Origin of the sequence: uncultured Eubacterium sp., from assembly GCF_934561735.1 — a bacterium.
Taxonomy (GTDB): Bacteria; Bacillota; Clostridia; order Oscillospirales; family Acutalibacteraceae; genus Eubacterium_R.
Window position 1 is genome coordinate 24,885 of record NZ_CAKTGT010000012.1, and the last position, 16,653, is coordinate 41,537.

Here is a 16,653-nt window from a genome sequence, read left to right on the forward strand (position 1 = left end):
CAAACGCAAGAAAGGAGGCAACATTGTGACAGAAAAAGAATTGCGAAAAAAAGCAATGGCTTTGCCGCTTAATCCGGGCGTGTATATTATGAAAAACAAAGACAAAAAGATAATATACATCGGCAAGGCAAAAGCTCTCAAAAACCGTGTTTCCTCCTACTTCGGTTCGCACACAAATCATTCGCTGAAAGTAATAAGAATGGTTGAAAATGTGGATGATTTTGACTACATTTTATGCGACACCGAATTTGAAGCATTGGTTCTTGAATGTTCGCTTATTAAACAGCATATGCCTAAATACAACATTCTTTTAAAGGATGACAAGGGCTACAACTACATCAAAATAACAAAAGAGAAATTTCCTAAAATCAGCGAAGCAAAGCAGGTACTTGACGACAACGCAACATACATCGGTCCGTTTGTCTCTAATTTTTCGGTTAAAAATGCAGTTGAGGAAACTTTGAGGATATTCAAACTTCCGCAATGCAACAAGAAATTTCCAAAAGATTATAACAAATCCCGTCCGTGCTTAAACGGATTTATGGGGATATGCTCCGCTCCGTGCAGCGGCAGAATATCCAAGGAAGATTATAAAGCCTCAATCAACGATGCAATAGCTTTTTTAAAAGGCGGAGCGGTCAAATCCGTTGAGGATATGGAAAAGCGAATGTATGAATATTCCGAAGCGATGGAATTTGAAAAAGCGGCAAAACTGCGTGACAGAATAAAAGCCATACGCAACCTTGACGAAAAGCAAAAAGTTGTATCAATCAATGTGCCTGAGGAAGATGTTTTTGCACTTGTTAACTCTAACAAAAAGGCTTGCTTTGAGGTTATCCGCTTTAAATACGGCAAACTTGTTGACAGCGAACACTGGATAATTGACAGCGTTGACGACCTTGAGGAAGCGAGATTTGACCTGATTGAGCGATACTATTCCATAAGAAGCGACATTCCCGGCAGAATCGCAGTTGACGGTGATATACTTGAAGAAGAACTTTTGCACGAATATCTTGAAAAAGAGCGTGGCAAAAAAGTTGAATTCATCCATCCGCAAAAGGGCGAGCATTTGTCTATTGTTAATCTTTGCATAAAGAACGCAAACGAACACCTTGCACAAAATCAAGGCAGACTCGGCAAAGAATTTGCGGCACTTGAAGAATTGGCGGAACTTTTGGGACTTCCAAAACCTCCCGAATACATTGAATCCTATGATATTTCGCACACCTTCGGTGCAGACAATGTTGCCGGAATGGTAGTGTTCCACAACGGCAGACCGATGAAAAAAGCGTATAAAAGATTTTCCGTAAAAGGTTTTGACGGTCAAAACGATGTCGGCTCAATGAACGAAGTTTTGGAACGCAGATTTAAGCATTACTACGAAGACGATGACGATAGCACCTTCAAAATTCTTCCGGACTTGATTTTGCTTGACGGCGGTCAACCGCAGGTTAACGCAGTGCTTCCCGTCATTGCAAGAATGAACATTGATGTGCCTGTCTTTGGTATGGTCAAAGACAATAAGCACAGAACCCGAGCCATTGCCTACAACGGCGGTGAAATAGAAATAAATTCGCACAGGAGTGCATTTACCCTTGTATCACGCATACAGGAGGAGGTGCACAGATTTGCAATCACCTATCACCACAAAAAGCACCAAAAATCATCTTTTTCCTCCTCCCTGTTAAAAATCGAGGGCATAGGAGAAAAAAAAGCAAAGGCACTTATGAAACGGTTTAAAACAATTTCGGCGATAAAAGAAGCGAGCATTGAAGAGCTTTGCACAGCCGACGGAATATCGAAAACAAACGCCGAAAGCGTCTACAATTATTACAGAAATATTTAAAATATAAAAGAAAACTTGACGAAAAGCGATTGTATCTGTATAATATAATAGTAAAAAATTAAGGATAATGTTTTTATGAAGGTAATTACAGGTTCTTTAAGAGGACGAAATCTTGAAACTTTAGGCGGTGACGATGTCACAAGACCTACCACGCAAGCCACAAAAGAAGCACTGTTCAGTTCTATTCAGTTTGAAATAGAGAACAGGAAGGTACTTGATTTGTTTGCAGGCTCGGGTCAACTTGGGATTGAGGCACTGTCAAGAGGAGCAAGAGTGTGCACATTTGTTGAAAGCAACAAAAGCGCATACAAAATAATTGAAAACAATCTTGAAAAGTGCAAAATCACCGACAAGGCAAATTTGGTCTTTTCGGAAGCAAAGAGTTTTTTGATGAAAAAAGACAACTTTGACATTGCATTTTTGGATCCGCCGTATCACAAAAATTTAGTAACAGACAGTTTGCCGCTTCTTACGAATATGATGAGTGAAAACGGCGTGATTATTTGCGAAACCGCCAAGGACGAAGAACTTCCCGAAGAAGTGAATTCGTGGCAGATTTCGAAGCAAAAAAAATACGGCAAGACCAAGTTAACCTATTACAGAAAGGGTCAGGAGCAATGAAAATCGCAATTTGTCCGGGCAGCTTTGATCCTGTAACACTCGGACACCTTGACATTATCGAGCGAGCCGCCGAATTGTTTGACGAAGTAATCGTTTTGGTAATGAGCAACAAATCAAAAAAGACATCACTGTTTACTATTGAGGAACGCATTGACCTGCTGAAAAGGACAATACATTCCGACAATGTAAAAATTGATACATACGACGGTCTTTTGGTAAACTATGCCGAGCAAAAAGGTGCTGTCGCAATAGTTAAGGGCTTGCGTGCCATGTCGGACTTTGAGTACGAATTTCAGCAAGCACTTACAAACAAATCGCTTTACCCGCAGGTTGAAACGGTGTTTTTAACCACAGAAGGCAAAAATATGTTTTTGTCATCAAGCATGGTAAAAGAGGTTTGCTCACTCGGAGGGGATATTTCTTCATTCGTTCCGAAAGAAATAATAAACGATATTTATAAAAGATGCAAAGGAGATCAATAAAATGACTAATACTGATATTTTGCTTGAAGATCTTGAGGATGTGCTTGATGACGCTACATCCATTCCGCTTTCTAAAAAATGCGCTGTTGATGTTGATAAAATAAAGACTATCATTGAGGACATCAGACTCAACACTCCGCAGGAAACAAAGCAGGCAAAGGCTATTGTTGACTCGAGAAACACAATTCTTGAAGAAGCAAAGAAAGAAGCCGCAGAAATCATCAAAAAGGCTCAGGAAGAAGCAAGAGAGCTTGTTGCAAAGGATGAAATAACAAAGACTGCACAGGCTGAAGCCGCAGACATCATTGCAAAGGCTAACGAGCAAGGCAAGCAGATGGTAACAGAATCTCAAAATCAGGCATCTGAAATTTTGAGCAACGCAACCACACAGGCAAACGAAATGGTAACATCTGCTCAAAACAAGTCAAGAGAGATGCTCACTGCCGTTAACAACTATGCAGACGACACACTTCTTTCTATTGACGACGCACTTTACAAGGCTCTTACAGACGTTCGCAGAATCCGTCAGGGTATCTCAAACGCTCAGCACAAAGAGGGCTAATTCAAAACGAAACAAAGCGGTAAAGATTTTGTCTTTATCGCTTTTATTATTTATCAGTCAGGCAAAATAAAAAACGGTACGACAATCAAAATCGTACCGTTTTATTTGTGTTGTAATTAGTCGTTGAAACCGCTCTTTACAAGTGCTACAAGACCTTCTACTGCTTCTTCCTCATCAGAGCCGTCAGCAATAATTCTGATGTCTGTACCGCCCATAATGCCGAGTGAAAGAACACCCAAAAGTGACTTTGCGTTTACTCTTCTTTCTTCCTTTTCGACCCAAATTGATGACTTGAATTCGTTAGCCTTCTGGATGAAAAATGTTGCAGGACGAGCATGCAATCCAACTTGATTTTCAACAGTAACATCTTTTACGAACATATTAATTACCTCTCAACTAATCTTAAAACAAAGCAGTCTTTCACTACTTAATTATTTATCTTACAATGGTATTATATCACGATTTTTTCAATCGTCAACTTAATTAATCAAACTTCGTGTAACTAATTAATTACAGACAACAAAAAATGTCTTAATTTGTGCATATTTAACAAAAATTTCATTCTGCTTTTTCATTCAATTTAAGTTGTGAAAGATATAGTTTATCCTTCTTTGAAAGCTCTGCATTTTCGAGCATATCGGGTCTGCGTTCATAGGTTCTTTTAAGAGATTGTTCTCTACGCCATACATCAACATTTTGATGATGCCCCGAAAGCAAAACATCAGGCACTTCCCTGCCGTTCCATACCGCAGGATGGGTATATTGCGGATATTCGAGAAGCGAGTTAAAATGGCTCTCGTCCTCAAAACATTCGTCATCCGAAAGCACGCCCGGAAGCATACGGGAAATACTGTCGGCAACAATGAGTGCCGGCAATTCACCGCCGGTGAGAACATAGTCGCCTATTGAGATTTCCTCAGGCTGAAGCTCCTCTATAACCCTTTCGTCTATGCCCTCATAGTGACCGCACAAAATAGCGATATTATCCATCTGTGCAAGTTCCTTAACTCTGTCCTGCGTAAGCGTTTTACCCTGCGGAGTCATATACAAAAGGTGGGGTTTTCCCCCTATTTCATCACAAATAGCATTAAAGCAATCGAATATAGGCTGCGGAGCCATAATCATACCCATACCGCCGCCGTAAGGCTTATCGTCCACTCTGCGGTGCTTATCCTTGGTATAGTCACGAATATCAACGGTGTTAATCTCCACCTTGCCTGCGGCTCTTGCTCTGCCGATAATACTTTCACCGAGCACGCTGTTGCACATATCGGTGAAAAGCGTCATTATATCAATTCTCATCAAAAAGTCCTTTCATCGGTTTTATGCGAACAGTCTGATTTTCCGTGTCAATCTCAACAACAACATCGTCAATAGCAGGAATCAAAGTATGCTTGCCGTTCAATTCAACATCGTAAATATCGCTTGCACCGTAATTAAGCACATCAACTATTTTGCCGTATTCCTCGTTTGTGTCAATATCAACAACGGCACAGCCGATAATATCTGCCGAATAATGAGCATCGTCATCAATAACGGCATCGTCCCTGTTACAGTACAAAACTTTGTTTTTCAATTCTTCTGCGGCTTCAATAGTTGTTATTTCGGCAAATTTGAGAATTGCAACATTCTTCTGCTGACGGGCAGACAAAAGTGTAAGCGGTTTTTTGCCCTCGTCATCAAGGTAAACGGTTTTCAACTGTTTAATATAGTCGATACCGTCGCACCACATAAGCATTTTAACTTCACCACGCAAGCCGTGAGTGTTGTTTATTTTTCCTATTTCCAAATACTGTTTCATTTAATCACCGATATTAATATAACATAAGTTTTTATGTTATGCAAACAAATAAAGAAAAAACCCCGTGTTTTGCACGGGATTTTAGGATTAATCAATTTCGATTGATATTTTTGCATCATTGCGGGTAGCTGCGGCACGCATAACAACACGGATAGCCTTTGCTATTCTGCCCTGCTTGCCGATTACTCTGCCCATATCACCTTCTGCAACATGAAGATGATAAACTGTTACGCCTTCTTCGTTAGGCTCGTCAATATCAACGGAAACTTTGGTTGGATCATCAACAAGACCCTTTGTAATGGATATCAACAATTCCTCCAAAGAAAACACCTCCTACTATAATCTTGTTTTGATGCAAGATTAAAGAATGCCTTCTTTTTTGAGAATTGACTTAACTGTGTCAGTTGGCTGAGCACCGTTTGCAATCCACTTCTTAGCCTTGTCGGCATCAATCTTAATTTCAGCCGGGTCAACCATTGTGTTGTATGTTCCGATTTCTTCGATGAAACGACCGTCACGAGGATATCTTGAATCTGCAACTACTACACGATAGAAAGGAGCCTTCTTTGCACCCATTCTGCGAAGTCTGATTTTTACTGCCATTTTTCTTACCTCCAAATAAATATAGTTATTATTTATCAACCAAATTTACAAACTTAATTGGGTTAATACTGAATTGATTAAAATCCGAAAGGATTGTTGTTACCGCCTGTTTGACCCATCATTTTTTGAGCCATTTCGGGATTTTGCTGCATCAAGCGACGCATTTTTTTGCTGACCTTTGGTCCTTTGCGACCGCCGACCTGCTTTACCATCTTTTGCATTTGCTTAAACTGCGACATAAGCTTGTTGACATCTTCAACACTTGTGCCCGAACCTGCCGCAATTCTGCGTTTGCGTGACGGATTGATTATTTCGGGATTTGCTCGTTCTTGCTTTGTCATTGAGTAAATGATACATCTCAAACGGTCAAATGCCCTTTCGTCTATATCTTCATCTTTAATCTGCTTGCCGATGCCCGGAATCATCTTGATTGTATCCTTGAGTGAGCCCATACGCTCGATTTGCTCAAACTGGTCAAGCAAGTCATTAAAGTCGAATTTGTTTTTTGCAAGCTTCTTTTCAAGCTCTGCCGCTTTCTTTTCATCAAGAGCCATTTCGGCTTTTTCGATAAACGAAAGTACATCACCCATACCGAGAATACGGGACGCCATTCTTGCCGGGTGGAAAACCTCAAGATTTTCGAGTTTTTCGCCTGTGCCGACAAATTTAATCGGCTTGCCTGTTACCGCACGAACGGAAAGTGCCGCACCGCCTCGGGTGTCACCGTCAAGCTTTGTGAGAATAACGCCGTCAATACCGAGCGACTCATTAAAGCTTTTTGCAACATTTACTGCGTCCTGACCTGTCATTGCGTCAATAACGAGCAAAATCTCATTTGGATGAACCGTTGAGCGAATATTTTGAAGTTCCTCCATAAGTGCTTCATCGATATGCAAACGACCTGCGGTATCTATGATAACATAGTCATAACCGTGGTCTTTAGCGTGCTTGATAGCCTCCTCGGCAATATTGACAGGATTGATTGTGCCCATTTCAAATACAGGAACATCAATCTGTGAGCCGACAACCTGAAGCTGCTTGATAGCAGCCGGACGATACACGTCACACGCTACGAGAAGCGGTCTGTGACCGTCTTTTTTAAGTTTAAGGGCAAGTTTGCCGGAATGTGTGGTTTTACCCGAACCTTGCAAACCGCACATCATAATAATTGTAGGCGGATGCTTTGCGATAGTAAGTCGAGATTCCGTACCGCCCATAAGTTCGGTAAGTTCCTCATTTACTATCTTAATAACCATCTGACCCGGGGTCAGGTTTTCCATAACATCGTCACCGATAGCACGCTCGGTAACTTTGTTGGTGAATTCTTTTGCTACCTTGTAGTTTACATCGGCTTCGAGAAGTGCAAGTCGCACCTCACGCATAGCCTCTTTAACATCTGCCTCGGTAAGTTTACCCTTGGCACGAAGTTTTTTAAATGAATTTTCAAGGCGTTCGCTGAGTCCTTCAAATGCCAAGTAATCACATCCTATTTAGATATTCACACAGAGCCTTAATTTTTGCGACATTATCATTGATATCCTTTGACACATTTGTGGTGAGGTTGAAATCATAAATTTGATCCGCACACTCGCTTATGTCATTAAGGCATTTGGTAAGCTCCGAGTTTTTCCTTGCAAAACCGAGCTTGTTTTCCAAATCGATAAGGGTGTTTTCTGCCCTTTTGATAGCGTCACGCACACCCTGACGGGTGATATTTTCGTTCTCTGCGATTTCGGACAAAGAGAGGTCGTCGTTATAATAGAAGTCGATAAAACTTCTCTGCTTTTCTGTTAAGCATTCACCGTAAAAATCCAAAAGGTACGAAATCTCAAGATTTTTAGCCATACGAACCCTCCCTGTAAAGTATTTTGCCTTTGTAAAGTATTTGTTCTTTACAGCAATGATATTATACATAAAGCACGCCGCAATGTCAAGAGAATTTTTTGTTTTTTATATTGCATTTAACGCTTTAATGTGCTAATATGTTAAAAGGTGATAAGAATGAATGATTTATGGAAAAACAATTTGAGAAATATTGAACCGTACACACCGGGTGAGCAAAGCAAGGACAAGGATATTGTGAAGATTAACGCAAACGAAAATCCTTATCCCCCGTCACCGAAAGCTGTTGAGGCTCTGAAAAATTTTAACACGGACAAACTGCGATTTTATCCGCAGGCGGACAGTATGCCGTTGAAGCAGGCTATTGCAAACTTCTACGGTGTTGAGGCAAAAAATGTTTTTGTCGGCAACGGCTCGGACGATGTTTTGGCACTTGCGTTTCAGTCGTTTTTCAACAGCGACAAGCCTATTGCTTTCCCCGACATCACATACAGTTTTTATCCTGTTTGGTGCAGTCTTTTCAACATTAAATACACAAACCCGAAACTTGACGGGAATTTCAGAATTAACGCCGATGACTACAAGGCAGAAAACGGCGGTGTGGTTATTCCGAACCCGAACGCCCCGACCTCGCTCGGCGAGAGCACTAAATTTGTGGAGAAAATCCTCAACTTCAACCAAGACTGCGTTGTTATCATTGACGAGGCGTATTGTGATTTTGGCGGTGAAACAAGCGTACCGCTCACAAAGAAATACGAAAATCTGCTTGTTACAGGCACATTTTCAAAATCAAGAAGCCTTGCGGGAATAAGAATCGGTTTTGCAATTGGTAGTGAAACGCTGATAAACACCCTTGAAGCGGTAAAGAACAGCTACAATTCATACACGGTTGATGCACTTTCAATCGCAATGGGTGTTGAAGCAATGAACGATGTTGAATATTTCAACAAAACGGTTACAATGATTAAAGCGACAAGGCAAAGAGTTACCGATGAATTGAGGTCACTCGGCTTTGAGGTTCTTGATTCTCAAACAAACTTTATTATGGCAACGAATGACAAGCTCGACATCAAAGATATGTTTGAATACCTAAAGACGAAGAAGATATTTATCAGATACTTCAACCAGCCGAGAATCAACAAATATGTACGTATAACTATCGGCACAGATGAAGAAATGGACAAATTCCTGCAAGGAGTCAGGGATTATATCGAGCAATAAAAAGCCTCACGGATACAAAAAGTATCCGTGAGGTTTTTATTTATGATACGATCATATGGCCGTAATCATCAAACGAAATATCTATGCTTGTGCTTTGTTTTGTTCCGTCCTCATATTCAAAGGTAAAAGTTATTTTATCCTTAATTTCAGAAGCCTTGTAACCTTTTTTATAATTACTTCCGTATGCTTCAAAATATTCATAAGCCGATACCCAATCAACCTCATAAGCATATTTGCCAAATGAATTCTGACTTTCTCGCAGTTGGTCGCCGGTAAGCGTAAGCTTATGATTCAGAAACAGCGAATAAGGATTATCTTCATCAACGGTTTCTTCTGTTTGATTTTCCAAAAGGTCCGACAATCCCGACCATTCAAGTTTTATAAATCCGTCCGGGCTTTCATTTTCAACGGTCATAGACTTAACATTTGTAAAGTCATTTACATCTGCAACAAAGAAGCCGGAGTGTGTACCGTACAGTTTGCCCTGTACATTATTGTTTTCATCATAAATATCGGTTTGAAGTATTCCGCTAAGTTGATAAGGTTCGTTTTCATCAAAGCTTTCAGCCTCTTTTTGCATTTCATTATAATCTTTTTGAGCTTTTTTATACTGTTTTTCACATTCTTTTTCATCATCGGCAGGTGCAAAATACAAACCGTTACGAACTTTTTGCCTTGTTCCTCTGATAATATTAACCTGCTCATCCGCATATGCAACAACCACGCCGAAAGATTGATTGGATTTTTTATTTTTGATAACGGCATTTGCTCCCAAACCGCTGCCTGTAACAAGTATTGCAAACGCAAGCATTGCAGACGCCAAACGCTTATATCCGACAAATCCTTTAACCTTTTTATTTTCGGTTGTAATATTGCAAATCTTTTCCATACACTCATCAGACGGAGAAAGATTTGAGAATGTGCCCTTGAATTTTTCCTTATTGTTCATATATCCATTCATCTCCCAACTTAAGTTTCAATTTGTTTCTTGAGCGTTTAAGCAATGATTTTACCGTTGATTCTTTAATACCTGTCACATTTGAAATATCGCTTATTGTCAAATCATCATAATAAAACAAAATCACGCACAAACGCTCTTTTTTATTGAGCGACATAACAGCATTATATAAATCCACATTAAAATATTTATCAAATGTTGAAACATCGTAAACTTCTTCAATAGATTTATTTTGCCTGAATGACAGATTGAAAAAGTTTTTACAATCATTGACAAGCACCTTTGTGAGCCATTTATCAATTCCCAAATCATCATTAAATTCAATTTTACTTTTCCACAGCTTTAAAAATGCGTTTTGCAAAGCGTCCTCGGCATCGTGTTTATTCTTTAAATACGAAAACGCTATGACAAACAACCTTTGACTGTTTCTTTTGACAGCATGTATAAACTTTTCTTCTGTCATCATTTCGCCTCCTCTCTGAAAGGTCCTTTCACTGTTATAACAGTTCAGAACGCCAAAAAGTTGCAGACAATTATTAATTTTATTTCGTAATCGGCACGGCGAATTTAGATCCACCAAAAAAGTTTGGAAATATCATAGGGGCGACCTGCGGTCGCCTAATTCTTTTAACCCCTCAGTCGCATATAAAGTGCGACAGCTCCCCTTTATGACATTAAAAGGGGAGCCTTGGTCGGTTTATTGATTTATATTTGGAGCCTCGATTGGTTAAAAATATTTTATTTTAAAAACATTGTAAGCAAAAGAATAATAACGAGAATAACTGCGATTGTGACAAACGCTTTAACAATGCGGGTTACGGCATCAAAAGTATTCGTTGGGCAAAGCTGCATAATTGTATACTTAATGGGATTGTCCACTTTTCTGCCGACAATGTCCTTGTAACGCATATCATAGGTTTCAATATGACCGTCGGTGAAAAGGTCGATAACTCTTGTGCCTCTGTCCATACCCGGACCGTAAACATTGAAGCCTGCGCCTTGAGTGTAGCCAACATCAACGCCGTTGATTTCGCCGTTAAAGGAATTGTTGTGGTCGTGGCCGAAGTAAATACCCTTTACATCGCCCTTTTCGCACATAGCGTCAAATTCTCCGCTGTTGACCTGTGGGTCGGCAGGAGATTCTTTCATAAACGCTTCCTTGTTCACCCTATCCTTTTTGAGCACAAAATATTCGCCCTCGTGAGTTCTGAAACCTCTTACAGAGCCACGCTTTGTGAAATTAACCTTTTTGAGCAGGTCAAAGACCTCGCACACAGGAATGTGCTGAATAACAACGCTCGGCACAACCTTGCCGAGTTTTTGCTCATAGCTGTCACGAATTGCTCGATACCAATCAATCTGATTTTCGTGCACACAATCATAGCCAACCTTGAGATTGCTGTGGCTGTCGATTGTGTAAAGCAAGAACTTAACTTCATCGCCGTCCTTGATTTCAAAGCAATGATTGCCGACTCCGTCAACGCCGTCATCACTTTCACCGACAAAGCCCTCAAAAGTTTTGTAAATCTTGAATTGCTCCTCGTTTGTAAGCCCAACCTGTCTGTCGTGATTGCCGAAACATATTGCAAAAGGAATTTTGCGTTTTACAACAGGCTCAACAAGAATTGAGAGCACCTCTTTTACCTTATCGGCATCGCCCTTGAAGCTGTGCTTACCCCAAATTTGGTCGCCGCTGTAAACCACCATATCGGGGCAGCTGCGTTCAAGTGAAGCCTCGATAAGCTTGATTGTATCCGAATTAACCTTATTACCCTCTTGGGTATCGGCTATCATAAGTATTCTGAATTTTCCGTTATTAAACTTTAATGTCATATCATCACCGAAAAATATAATAACATAAATAATGCTCAAGTGCAATTATATAGTCAAAAATTATGCTTCTATGGCGGTATTTTTAAAAAATTTGGTTATCCTGACAAAAAAGGCAACAATTTATTGAACACAAAAAACACCTGTGATATAATCATTTTGACAAAAAATAAACGAAGGGATAAAAGATGAAATCGTTTTTTGAAAAAGTGAAAATATCGCAAATGTCCGATTCGTTCATAACGGCAATATTTGTTGTGCTTTCAGGCGGATTTCAGGATGCCTACACATATATGTGCAGAGACGAGGTTTTTGCAAACGCTCAAACGGGAAACATTGTTTTGATGAGTGCACACCTCTTTCAAGGCGAATTCAAAAGTTGTGTGAGATATTTGGTGCCGTTGATATCGTTTATGGTGGGCACATATGTTGCGGAGCATGTGCATTATTATTTTAAATATCTTGAAAAAATACACTGGCGACAAATCATTATTCTTTGCGAAATTGTGCTTTTGTTTTCTGTTGGGTTCATTTCACAAAAGCACAACGCACTTGCAAACGCCCTTGTTTCATTTGTATGTGCAATGCAGGTGCAAACATTCCACAAGGTTCGAGGTCAGGTTTACGCATCCACAATGTGCATAGGCAATATGAGGAGTGCAATCGTTTCGCTGTTTGCATATTTTCAGTACAAAGACAAAAAAATCAGAGAAAAAGCAATTGTATATTTCAGCGTTATCGGCGTGTTTGCAATCGGTGCGGGTCTCGGCAGTGTTGTAACAAAGCAACTCGGTGTAAAAGCGATTTGGGTATGCTGTGCGTTGCTGGCGGTCAGTTTCTTTATGATGTTCATTGATTTGGAACTCAACGAAAAGAGAAACGGCAAAAACGGAAGAAAAAGCAAGGAAGAAATCAAACAAAAAGAGCCGAACACAAACCCGAAAAAGACAAATACACATATGGATTAAATATAAAAACGAGGTTCAAAAGAGCCTCGTTTTTGTTTTGTATTTTATTTTTATTCACCGAGTTTTGCGAGTTCATCACGGAATGATTCGGCAGAATCGAATTCCTTGTAAACCGACGCAAAACGAACATAGGCAACTTCGTCAATTTCCTTGAGTTTTTCCATAATAAGCTCACCGATACGAGATGAAGAAACCTCACGGTCAACCGATGACTGAAGCTGTGCCTCGATTTCATCAATCTTTTCGTCAAGTTCTGCAACGGTAACCTTACGCTTTTCGCAAGCACGAAGCATACCCTTGAGAATTTTATTTCTGTCAAAAACTTCTCTTGACCTATCTTTTTTGATTACAATAACAGGAACATCCTCTATGGTTTCATAGGTGGTGAACCTTTTTGAACACTGAATACACTCTCTGCGGCGGCGAATACGCTCATTTTCGTCGGTCGGTCGAGAATCGATAACCTTGCTTTCGGTATAACCGCAAAACGGACATTTCATAGCATTTTCCTCCAATGCAACAGTTGTTTCTTATTGAACAATTGCTATTATACCACAACATATAGAAAAATGCAAGAAAAACAGCAAATCTATATATAGTTTATGTTATGCTTTTTTGAGCGAGTTATCCTTGTTATTGTATATAAACATCCAAACTGCCATGGCAATGATGATTGCATAGCCTACTACGGATAGGGTATCAGGTACCTGATGGCCGAGGAAAAAGTAGCCTTCAATAGCAGTAAAGATGATATTTGAGTAGTCAAAAATTGAGATTTCGCTGCTCGGAGCAAAGCCGTATGCGGCGGTAATTCCGAACTGACCGCCTGCGGCACAAAGACCTACAAGCATAAGATACAAAAACTGCTTGCCTGTCATAGGCGAATAATTGAAAATAAGATAAGGAGAGGTTACAAGCACGGAAAATGCAGAGAAGAAGAATACCGTAAATCTGCCGTTTTCGCCCTTATTTGCCATATGACGAACACAGGTGTAAGCCGCACCGGCACTGAGTCCGCCTATCAATCCGGCAACCGACGGTATCAGCTCAATATTGGACATTGTCGGCTTGATAACAAACATTGCACCTACAAAGGCAACAATAATTGCAATTGCTTGCTTTGGTTTAACCTTTTCTTTGAGGAAAATTGCAGAGAACAGCAGCGTTGCAAACGGCGAAAGTTTGTTGAGCATTGCCGCATCTGCCGTGTGTGCCATATGTGTTGTTGCATAAAAATTGCCAAACACTCCCAAAAGACCCACGCTTGAACGCAAAAAATGATATTTAAGGCATCCTTTTGCAGGCTTAAACGGCTCGTGATTTTTAATCAAAACTGCCGAAGCAAAAAAAAGAGCAACAAGATTGCGGAAAAACACCTTTTGCGGAACAGGAACATCCCCCGAAAGATTGATAAACGAACTCATTCCGCTGAAACACAGAGCAGAAAAAAGTATGCAAAAAATTCCCTTTGTCTTGTTGCTTAACTTATTCATAATTTTATACTGTCCAAATACTCCTTACTCAAGGCAAGTTCTTTCATTACATCATAGCCCTTTGAATATATTTCTATCACATATCCGCCATTATAATCGGCATTGTTCATTATTTGGAACAAACGCTTAAAATCGAAAGTTCCCCTGCCCGGAGGCATACAATCAACCTCGGGAGTGTTGTCGCTTAAATGAATATGTGCAATTTCATTTTTAAATTCTTCGGCAACATAAAACGGGTCGTAACCGCTGCGGATAGCCTGTTTTATATCAAACACCATATGAAAATCATCGCCGAGATATGCTCTCATTTTTTTAAGGAAATCAACACTTTGACTTCTGAAGCGAACAACATTTTCCTGACAAACATTAACGCCCTCTTTTTTGCCGAGTTCAACAAGAGAAGCGAAGCGGTCAAAATAGAATTCCTCGCTCATATTCCTCTTTTGAACGGCAACCGAGCCGTGAATAACAACATTCTTTGCACCGAGGAGAGCGGCAGCGTGAAAATGCTTTTGATACAGTCCGATAAAATCATCATATCTACGCTCATATTCGGCAAAGATGCAGTTGCTTTCAAGTGCCGATGAAAACGGATGAACGGATAAAATTTTTGCACCGTGATCATCCGCATTCTTTTTGAGTTCTTTTACAAACGGTTCTTCAAGCTCTGAAGAAGTGTTGAAAAATACTTCTGCCTGCTTGAAGCCGAGAGATAAAACATTATCAAGCGACTTCTCCGTTAAAAGCGGAAAAAAGCAGGATGATGAAGCACCTACTTGCATTAGCCCACCAACTTTTCTATTGCTGCAAGTTTTACGCTTGTGCAAAGGATTTGTGTTGCAAGGTCAAGTTCTGCAACAGGTGGGAGTGACGGAGCAATGCGGATATTGCTGTTGTTAGGGTCGTTGCCATACGGATAAGTTGCACCGACTGTTGTAAGAGTTACGCCTGCTTCCTTGCAAAGCTCACCAACTCTTTTTGCAGTGCCGTTCATAACATCAAGGCTGATGAAATAGCCGCCCTTAGGGTCAAGCCATTCTGCAATACCCAAACCGCCGAGTTCATTTTCAAGGTGTTCGATAACCATATCAAACTTTGGCTTCATAATAGCTGCGTGCTTTTTCATATGTGCCAAAAGACCGTCAACATTGCCAAAGAACTTTACATGGCGAAGCTGATTCATCTTGTCATAGCTGATTGTTTCGCAATTAAGTCTTTTCTTAATCTGTGCGATATTTGCATCGCTTGCTACAAGTGCCGAAACACCTGCACCCGGGAAAGTCATCTTTGAAGTTGAGCAAACCTCGATAACCATATCCTCGTTATCGCCCAAAACATCGTAGATGTTGAGAAGTGTGTCGCCCTCGTCCTTAATATCATGAACGCAATATGCGTTATCCCAAACGATTCTGAAATCCTTTGCGGCAGGCTTAAGTGCGGCAATACGGCGAACCGTGTCATCAGAAAAAGTGATGCCCTGCGGGTTTGAATACTTAGGAACGCAAAACATACCCTTTACAGCTTCATCCTTTACAAGTTCTTCGATAACATCCATATCAGGGCCTTCGCTTGTCATAGGAACATTAATCATCTTAATGCCGAAGTGCTCCAAAATTGTGAAGTGTCTGTCATATCCCGGAACAGGGCAAAGGAATTTAACCTCATCAAGCTTGCACCAAGGAGTTGAACCGAGAACACCCTCGCAGTAACACTGGCAAATATAATCATACATAAGGTTTAAAGAAGCCGACGGACCGACAATAACATTTTTTACTTCAACGCCGAGCAAATCCGCAAAAAGTTGCTTACAGCTCTTAATACCGTCAAGAAGTCCGTAGTTACGAACATCAAAACCGTCCTCTGTATAATCAATAGGCTTGAGCATATCCATAGAAAGGTCAAGTTGTTCCTTTGACGGCTTACCTCTGGACATATCAAGATTAAGGCCCATTGCCTTGTATTCTTCAAATTTTTTAAGGAGAACAGACTGTTCTTTAAGAAGTTCTTCCTTTGTCATATCAACATATTTTGACATACCTTATCCTCACAATCATAAAATTACTAAAATATTTTACCACAAAATTCGACTGCATTCAATATACCATAAATATAAAACCACGCCAAAAATGCCTTATTTTTTGGTAAATGTACCTATAAAAGTGCTATTGCATTTATTAATATTGTATGATAAAATATAGATATAATAATTTTTAAGGAGGAATTATCATGGCAGGTATGACATATGAATCAATCGTGGCAGCTACCAGAACAAAATTCTACAACGCAGATGTTTCAAACGTACAGGGTACAATGGCTTTTCAGATTAACATCGAAGGCAAAGCGGTAAACGGCATTTTTTACATAGAAATAAAAGACGGTCAGGTACATGTTGAGCCTTATGAATATTATGACAGAAATGCTATTAT

Annotated in this window: 20 protein-coding genes and 1 pseudogene; 7 read left to right on the forward strand and 14 right to left on the reverse strand. The window is 40.1% G+C overall.

The genetic code is table 11. The features are described 5' to 3' along the window. Window positions 1-25: 25 nt before the first annotated feature. The 4 genes from uvrC to Q0E08_RS08375 all read left to right on the forward strand — a co-directional run bounded on the left by uvrC (window position 26) and on the right by Q0E08_RS08375 (window position 3,511). Window positions 26-1,846, forward strand: coding sequence for an excinuclease ABC subunit UvrC (gene uvrC, locus Q0E08_RS08360; protein WP_294778663.1), 1,821 nt, complete (start codon window positions 26-28; stop codon window positions 1,844-1,846). Between the two features lie 75 nt (window positions 1,847-1,921). After that, window positions 1,922-2,467, forward strand: a complete 546-nt coding sequence (gene rsmD / locus Q0E08_RS08365; protein ID WP_294778664.1) for a 16S rRNA (guanine(966)-N(2))-methyltransferase RsmD — start codon at window positions 1,922-1,924, stop codon at window positions 2,465-2,467. After that, a complete protein-coding gene (coaD, locus tag Q0E08_RS08370) occupies window positions 2,464-2,949 on the forward strand; it encodes a pantetheine-phosphate adenylyltransferase (RefSeq protein WP_294778665.1) in 486 nt (161 codons plus the stop codon). The genes rsmD and coaD overlap by 4 nt, the downstream gene beginning before the upstream one ends. A gap of 1 nt (window position 2,950) precedes the next feature. Next, on the forward strand, window positions 2,951-3,511 hold the full coding sequence (locus Q0E08_RS08375; protein WP_078768565.1) for a hypothetical protein: 561 nt from the start codon (window positions 2,951-2,953) through the stop codon (window positions 3,509-3,511). A 116-nt stretch (window positions 3,512-3,627) separates the two neighbouring features. Here Q0E08_RS08375 and Q0E08_RS08380 read toward each other — a convergent pair whose 3' ends face one another. From Q0E08_RS08380 to ylxM, 7 genes are all read right to left on the reverse strand, one after another. Further along, window positions 3,628-3,891, reverse strand: a complete 264-nt coding sequence (locus tag Q0E08_RS08380) for an HPr family phosphocarrier protein (RefSeq protein ID WP_078768564.1) — start codon at window positions 3,889-3,891, stop codon at window positions 3,628-3,630. A gap of 178 nt (window positions 3,892-4,069) precedes the next feature. Next, complete coding sequence (trmD, locus tag Q0E08_RS08385) at window positions 4,070-4,813, reverse strand: tRNA (guanosine(37)-N1)-methyltransferase TrmD (protein WP_294778666.1); 744 nt, start codon at window positions 4,811-4,813, stop codon at window positions 4,070-4,072. Beyond that, window positions 4,803-5,312, reverse strand: a complete 510-nt coding sequence (rimM, locus tag Q0E08_RS08390; RefSeq protein WP_294778667.1) for a ribosome maturation factor RimM — start codon at window positions 5,310-5,312, stop codon at window positions 4,803-4,805. The genes trmD and rimM overlap by 11 nt, the downstream gene beginning before the upstream one ends. A gap of 87 nt (window positions 5,313-5,399) precedes the next feature. Beyond that, window positions 5,400-5,633, reverse strand: coding sequence for a KH domain-containing protein (locus tag Q0E08_RS08395; RefSeq protein WP_078768561.1), 234 nt, complete (start codon window positions 5,631-5,633; stop codon window positions 5,400-5,402). Window positions 5,634-5,672: 39 nt separating this feature from the next. Continuing rightward, on the reverse strand, window positions 5,673-5,915 hold the full coding sequence (gene rpsP, locus Q0E08_RS08400) for a 30S ribosomal protein S16 (RefSeq protein WP_078768560.1): 243 nt from the start codon (window positions 5,913-5,915) through the stop codon (window positions 5,673-5,675). 77 nt (window positions 5,916-5,992) lie between these two features. Continuing rightward, the gene (gene ffh / locus Q0E08_RS08405; RefSeq protein WP_294778668.1) at window positions 5,993-7,390 is read right to left on the reverse strand and encodes a signal recognition particle protein; all 1,398 of its coding nucleotides are present in this window, start codon (window positions 7,388-7,390) and stop codon (window positions 5,993-5,995) included. Between the two features lie 4 nt (window positions 7,391-7,394). After that, window positions 7,395-7,760 (reverse strand): YlxM family DNA-binding protein, encoded by a 366-nt coding sequence (gene ylxM / locus Q0E08_RS08410; protein WP_294778669.1) that lies wholly within the window; start codon window positions 7,758-7,760, stop codon window positions 7,395-7,397. 156 nt (window positions 7,761-7,916) lie between these two features. Between ylxM and hisC the strand changes: the two genes are divergently transcribed. Further along, on the forward strand, window positions 7,917-8,978 hold the full coding sequence (gene hisC / locus Q0E08_RS08415) for a histidinol-phosphate transaminase (protein WP_294778670.1): 1,062 nt from the start codon (window positions 7,917-7,919) through the stop codon (window positions 8,976-8,978). Between the two features lie 40 nt (window positions 8,979-9,018). Here hisC and Q0E08_RS08420 read toward each other — a convergent pair whose 3' ends face one another. The 3 genes from Q0E08_RS08420 to Q0E08_RS08430 all read right to left on the reverse strand — a co-directional run bounded on the left by Q0E08_RS08420 (window position 9,019) and on the right by Q0E08_RS08430 (window position 11,769). After that, window positions 9,019-9,927: a hypothetical protein gene (locus tag Q0E08_RS08420; protein WP_288527168.1), complete on the reverse strand. Its 909-nt coding sequence runs from the start codon at window positions 9,925-9,927 to the stop codon at window positions 9,019-9,021. Continuing rightward, complete coding sequence (locus Q0E08_RS08425; RefSeq protein ID WP_294778671.1) at window positions 9,917-10,402, reverse strand: RNA polymerase sigma factor; 486 nt, start codon at window positions 10,400-10,402, stop codon at window positions 9,917-9,919. Before Q0E08_RS08425 ends, Q0E08_RS08420 begins: the two co-directional genes overlap by 11 nt. Before the next feature lie 272 nt (window positions 10,403-10,674). Beyond that, window positions 10,675-11,769: a metallophosphoesterase family protein gene (locus Q0E08_RS08430; RefSeq protein WP_294778672.1), complete on the reverse strand. Its 1,095-nt coding sequence runs from the start codon at window positions 11,767-11,769 to the stop codon at window positions 10,675-10,677. A gap of 185 nt (window positions 11,770-11,954) precedes the next feature. On the opposite strand from Q0E08_RS08430, the gene Q0E08_RS08435 reads away from it, so the two are divergent. Beyond that, window positions 11,955-12,734 carry a YoaK family protein gene (locus tag Q0E08_RS08435; protein ID WP_294778673.1) on the forward strand — a complete coding sequence of 260 codons (780 nt, stop codon included), beginning with the start codon at window positions 11,955-11,957 and terminating at the stop codon, window positions 12,732-12,734. 50 nt (window positions 12,735-12,784) lie between these two features. Here Q0E08_RS08435 and nrdR read toward each other — a convergent pair whose 3' ends face one another. From nrdR to Q0E08_RS08455, 4 genes are all read right to left on the reverse strand, one after another. Beyond that, on the reverse strand, window positions 12,785-13,234 hold the full coding sequence (gene nrdR / locus Q0E08_RS08440) for a transcriptional regulator NrdR (protein WP_078768555.1): 450 nt from the start codon (window positions 13,232-13,234) through the stop codon (window positions 12,785-12,787). Between the two features lie 105 nt (window positions 13,235-13,339). Then, the gene (locus Q0E08_RS08445) at window positions 13,340-14,227 is read right to left on the reverse strand and encodes a DMT family transporter (RefSeq protein ID WP_294778674.1); all 888 of its coding nucleotides are present in this window, start codon (window positions 14,225-14,227) and stop codon (window positions 13,340-13,342) included. Next, the gene (locus tag Q0E08_RS08450) at window positions 14,224-15,009 is read right to left on the reverse strand and encodes a sugar phosphate isomerase/epimerase (protein WP_294778675.1); all 786 of its coding nucleotides are present in this window, start codon (window positions 15,007-15,009) and stop codon (window positions 14,224-14,226) included. The genes Q0E08_RS08445 and Q0E08_RS08450 overlap by 4 nt, the downstream gene beginning before the upstream one ends. Next, window positions 15,009-16,262 (reverse strand): aminotransferase class I/II-fold pyridoxal phosphate-dependent enzyme, encoded by a 1,254-nt coding sequence (locus Q0E08_RS08455; RefSeq protein ID WP_294778676.1) that lies wholly within the window; start codon window positions 16,260-16,262, stop codon window positions 15,009-15,011. The genes Q0E08_RS08450 and Q0E08_RS08455 overlap by 1 nt, the downstream gene beginning before the upstream one ends. 191 nt (window positions 16,263-16,453) lie before the next feature. Here Q0E08_RS08455 and Q0E08_RS08460 point away from each other — a divergent pair. Further along, window positions 16,454-16,653: pseudogene (locus Q0E08_RS08460) on the forward strand (SCP-2 sterol transfer family protein); the annotation flags it as partial.

Coding starts and splice junctions, on each gene's coding strand:
- rimM (WP_294778667.1), bottom strand. CDS start 5,312: ATGAAACAGTATTTGGAAATAGGAAAAATAAACAACACTCACGGCTTG.
- Q0E08_RS08420 (WP_288527168.1), bottom strand. CDS start 9,927: ATGAACAATAAGGAAAAATTCAAGGGCACATTCTCAAATCTTTCTCCG.
- ylxM (WP_294778669.1), bottom strand. CDS start 7,760: ATGGCTAAAAATCTTGAGATTTCGTACCTTTTGGATTTTTACGGTGAA.
- Q0E08_RS08425 (WP_294778671.1), bottom strand. CDS start 10,402: ATGATGACAGAAGAAAAGTTTATACATGCTGTCAAAAGAAACAGTCAA.
- coaD (WP_294778665.1), top strand. CDS start 2,464: ATGAAAATCGCAATTTGTCCGGGCAGCTTTGATCCTGTAACACTCGGA.
- trmD (WP_294778666.1), bottom strand. CDS start 4,813: ATGAGAATTGATATAATGACGCTTTTCACCGATATGTGCAACAGCGTG.
- Q0E08_RS08375 (WP_078768565.1), top strand. CDS start 2,951: ATGACTAATACTGATATTTTGCTTGAAGATCTTGAGGATGTGCTTGAT.
- Q0E08_RS08455 (WP_294778676.1), bottom strand. CDS start 16,262: ATGTCAAAATATGTTGATATGACAAAGGAAGAACTTCTTAAAGAACAG.
- nrdR (WP_078768555.1), bottom strand. CDS start 13,234: ATGAAATGTCCGTTTTGCGGTTATACCGAAAGCAAGGTTATCGATTCT.
- hisC (WP_294778670.1), top strand. CDS start 7,917: ATGAATGATTTATGGAAAAACAATTTGAGAAATATTGAACCGTACACA.
- Q0E08_RS08450 (WP_294778675.1), bottom strand. CDS start 15,009: ATGCAAGTAGGTGCTTCATCATCCTGCTTTTTTCCGCTTTTAACGGAG.
- Q0E08_RS08430 (WP_294778672.1), bottom strand. CDS start 11,769: ATGACATTAAAGTTTAATAACGGAAAATTCAGAATACTTATGATAGCC.
- Q0E08_RS08435 (WP_294778673.1), top strand. CDS start 11,955: ATGAAATCGTTTTTTGAAAAAGTGAAAATATCGCAAATGTCCGATTCG.
- rsmD (WP_294778664.1), top strand. CDS start 1,922: ATGAAGGTAATTACAGGTTCTTTAAGAGGACGAAATCTTGAAACTTTA.
- rpsP (WP_078768560.1), bottom strand. CDS start 5,915: ATGGCAGTAAAAATCAGACTTCGCAGAATGGGTGCAAAGAAGGCTCCT.
- Q0E08_RS08445 (WP_294778674.1), bottom strand. CDS start 14,227: ATGAATAAGTTAAGCAACAAGACAAAGGGAATTTTTTGCATACTTTTT.
- Q0E08_RS08380 (WP_078768564.1), bottom strand. CDS start 3,891: ATGTTCGTAAAAGATGTTACTGTTGAAAATCAAGTTGGATTGCATGCT.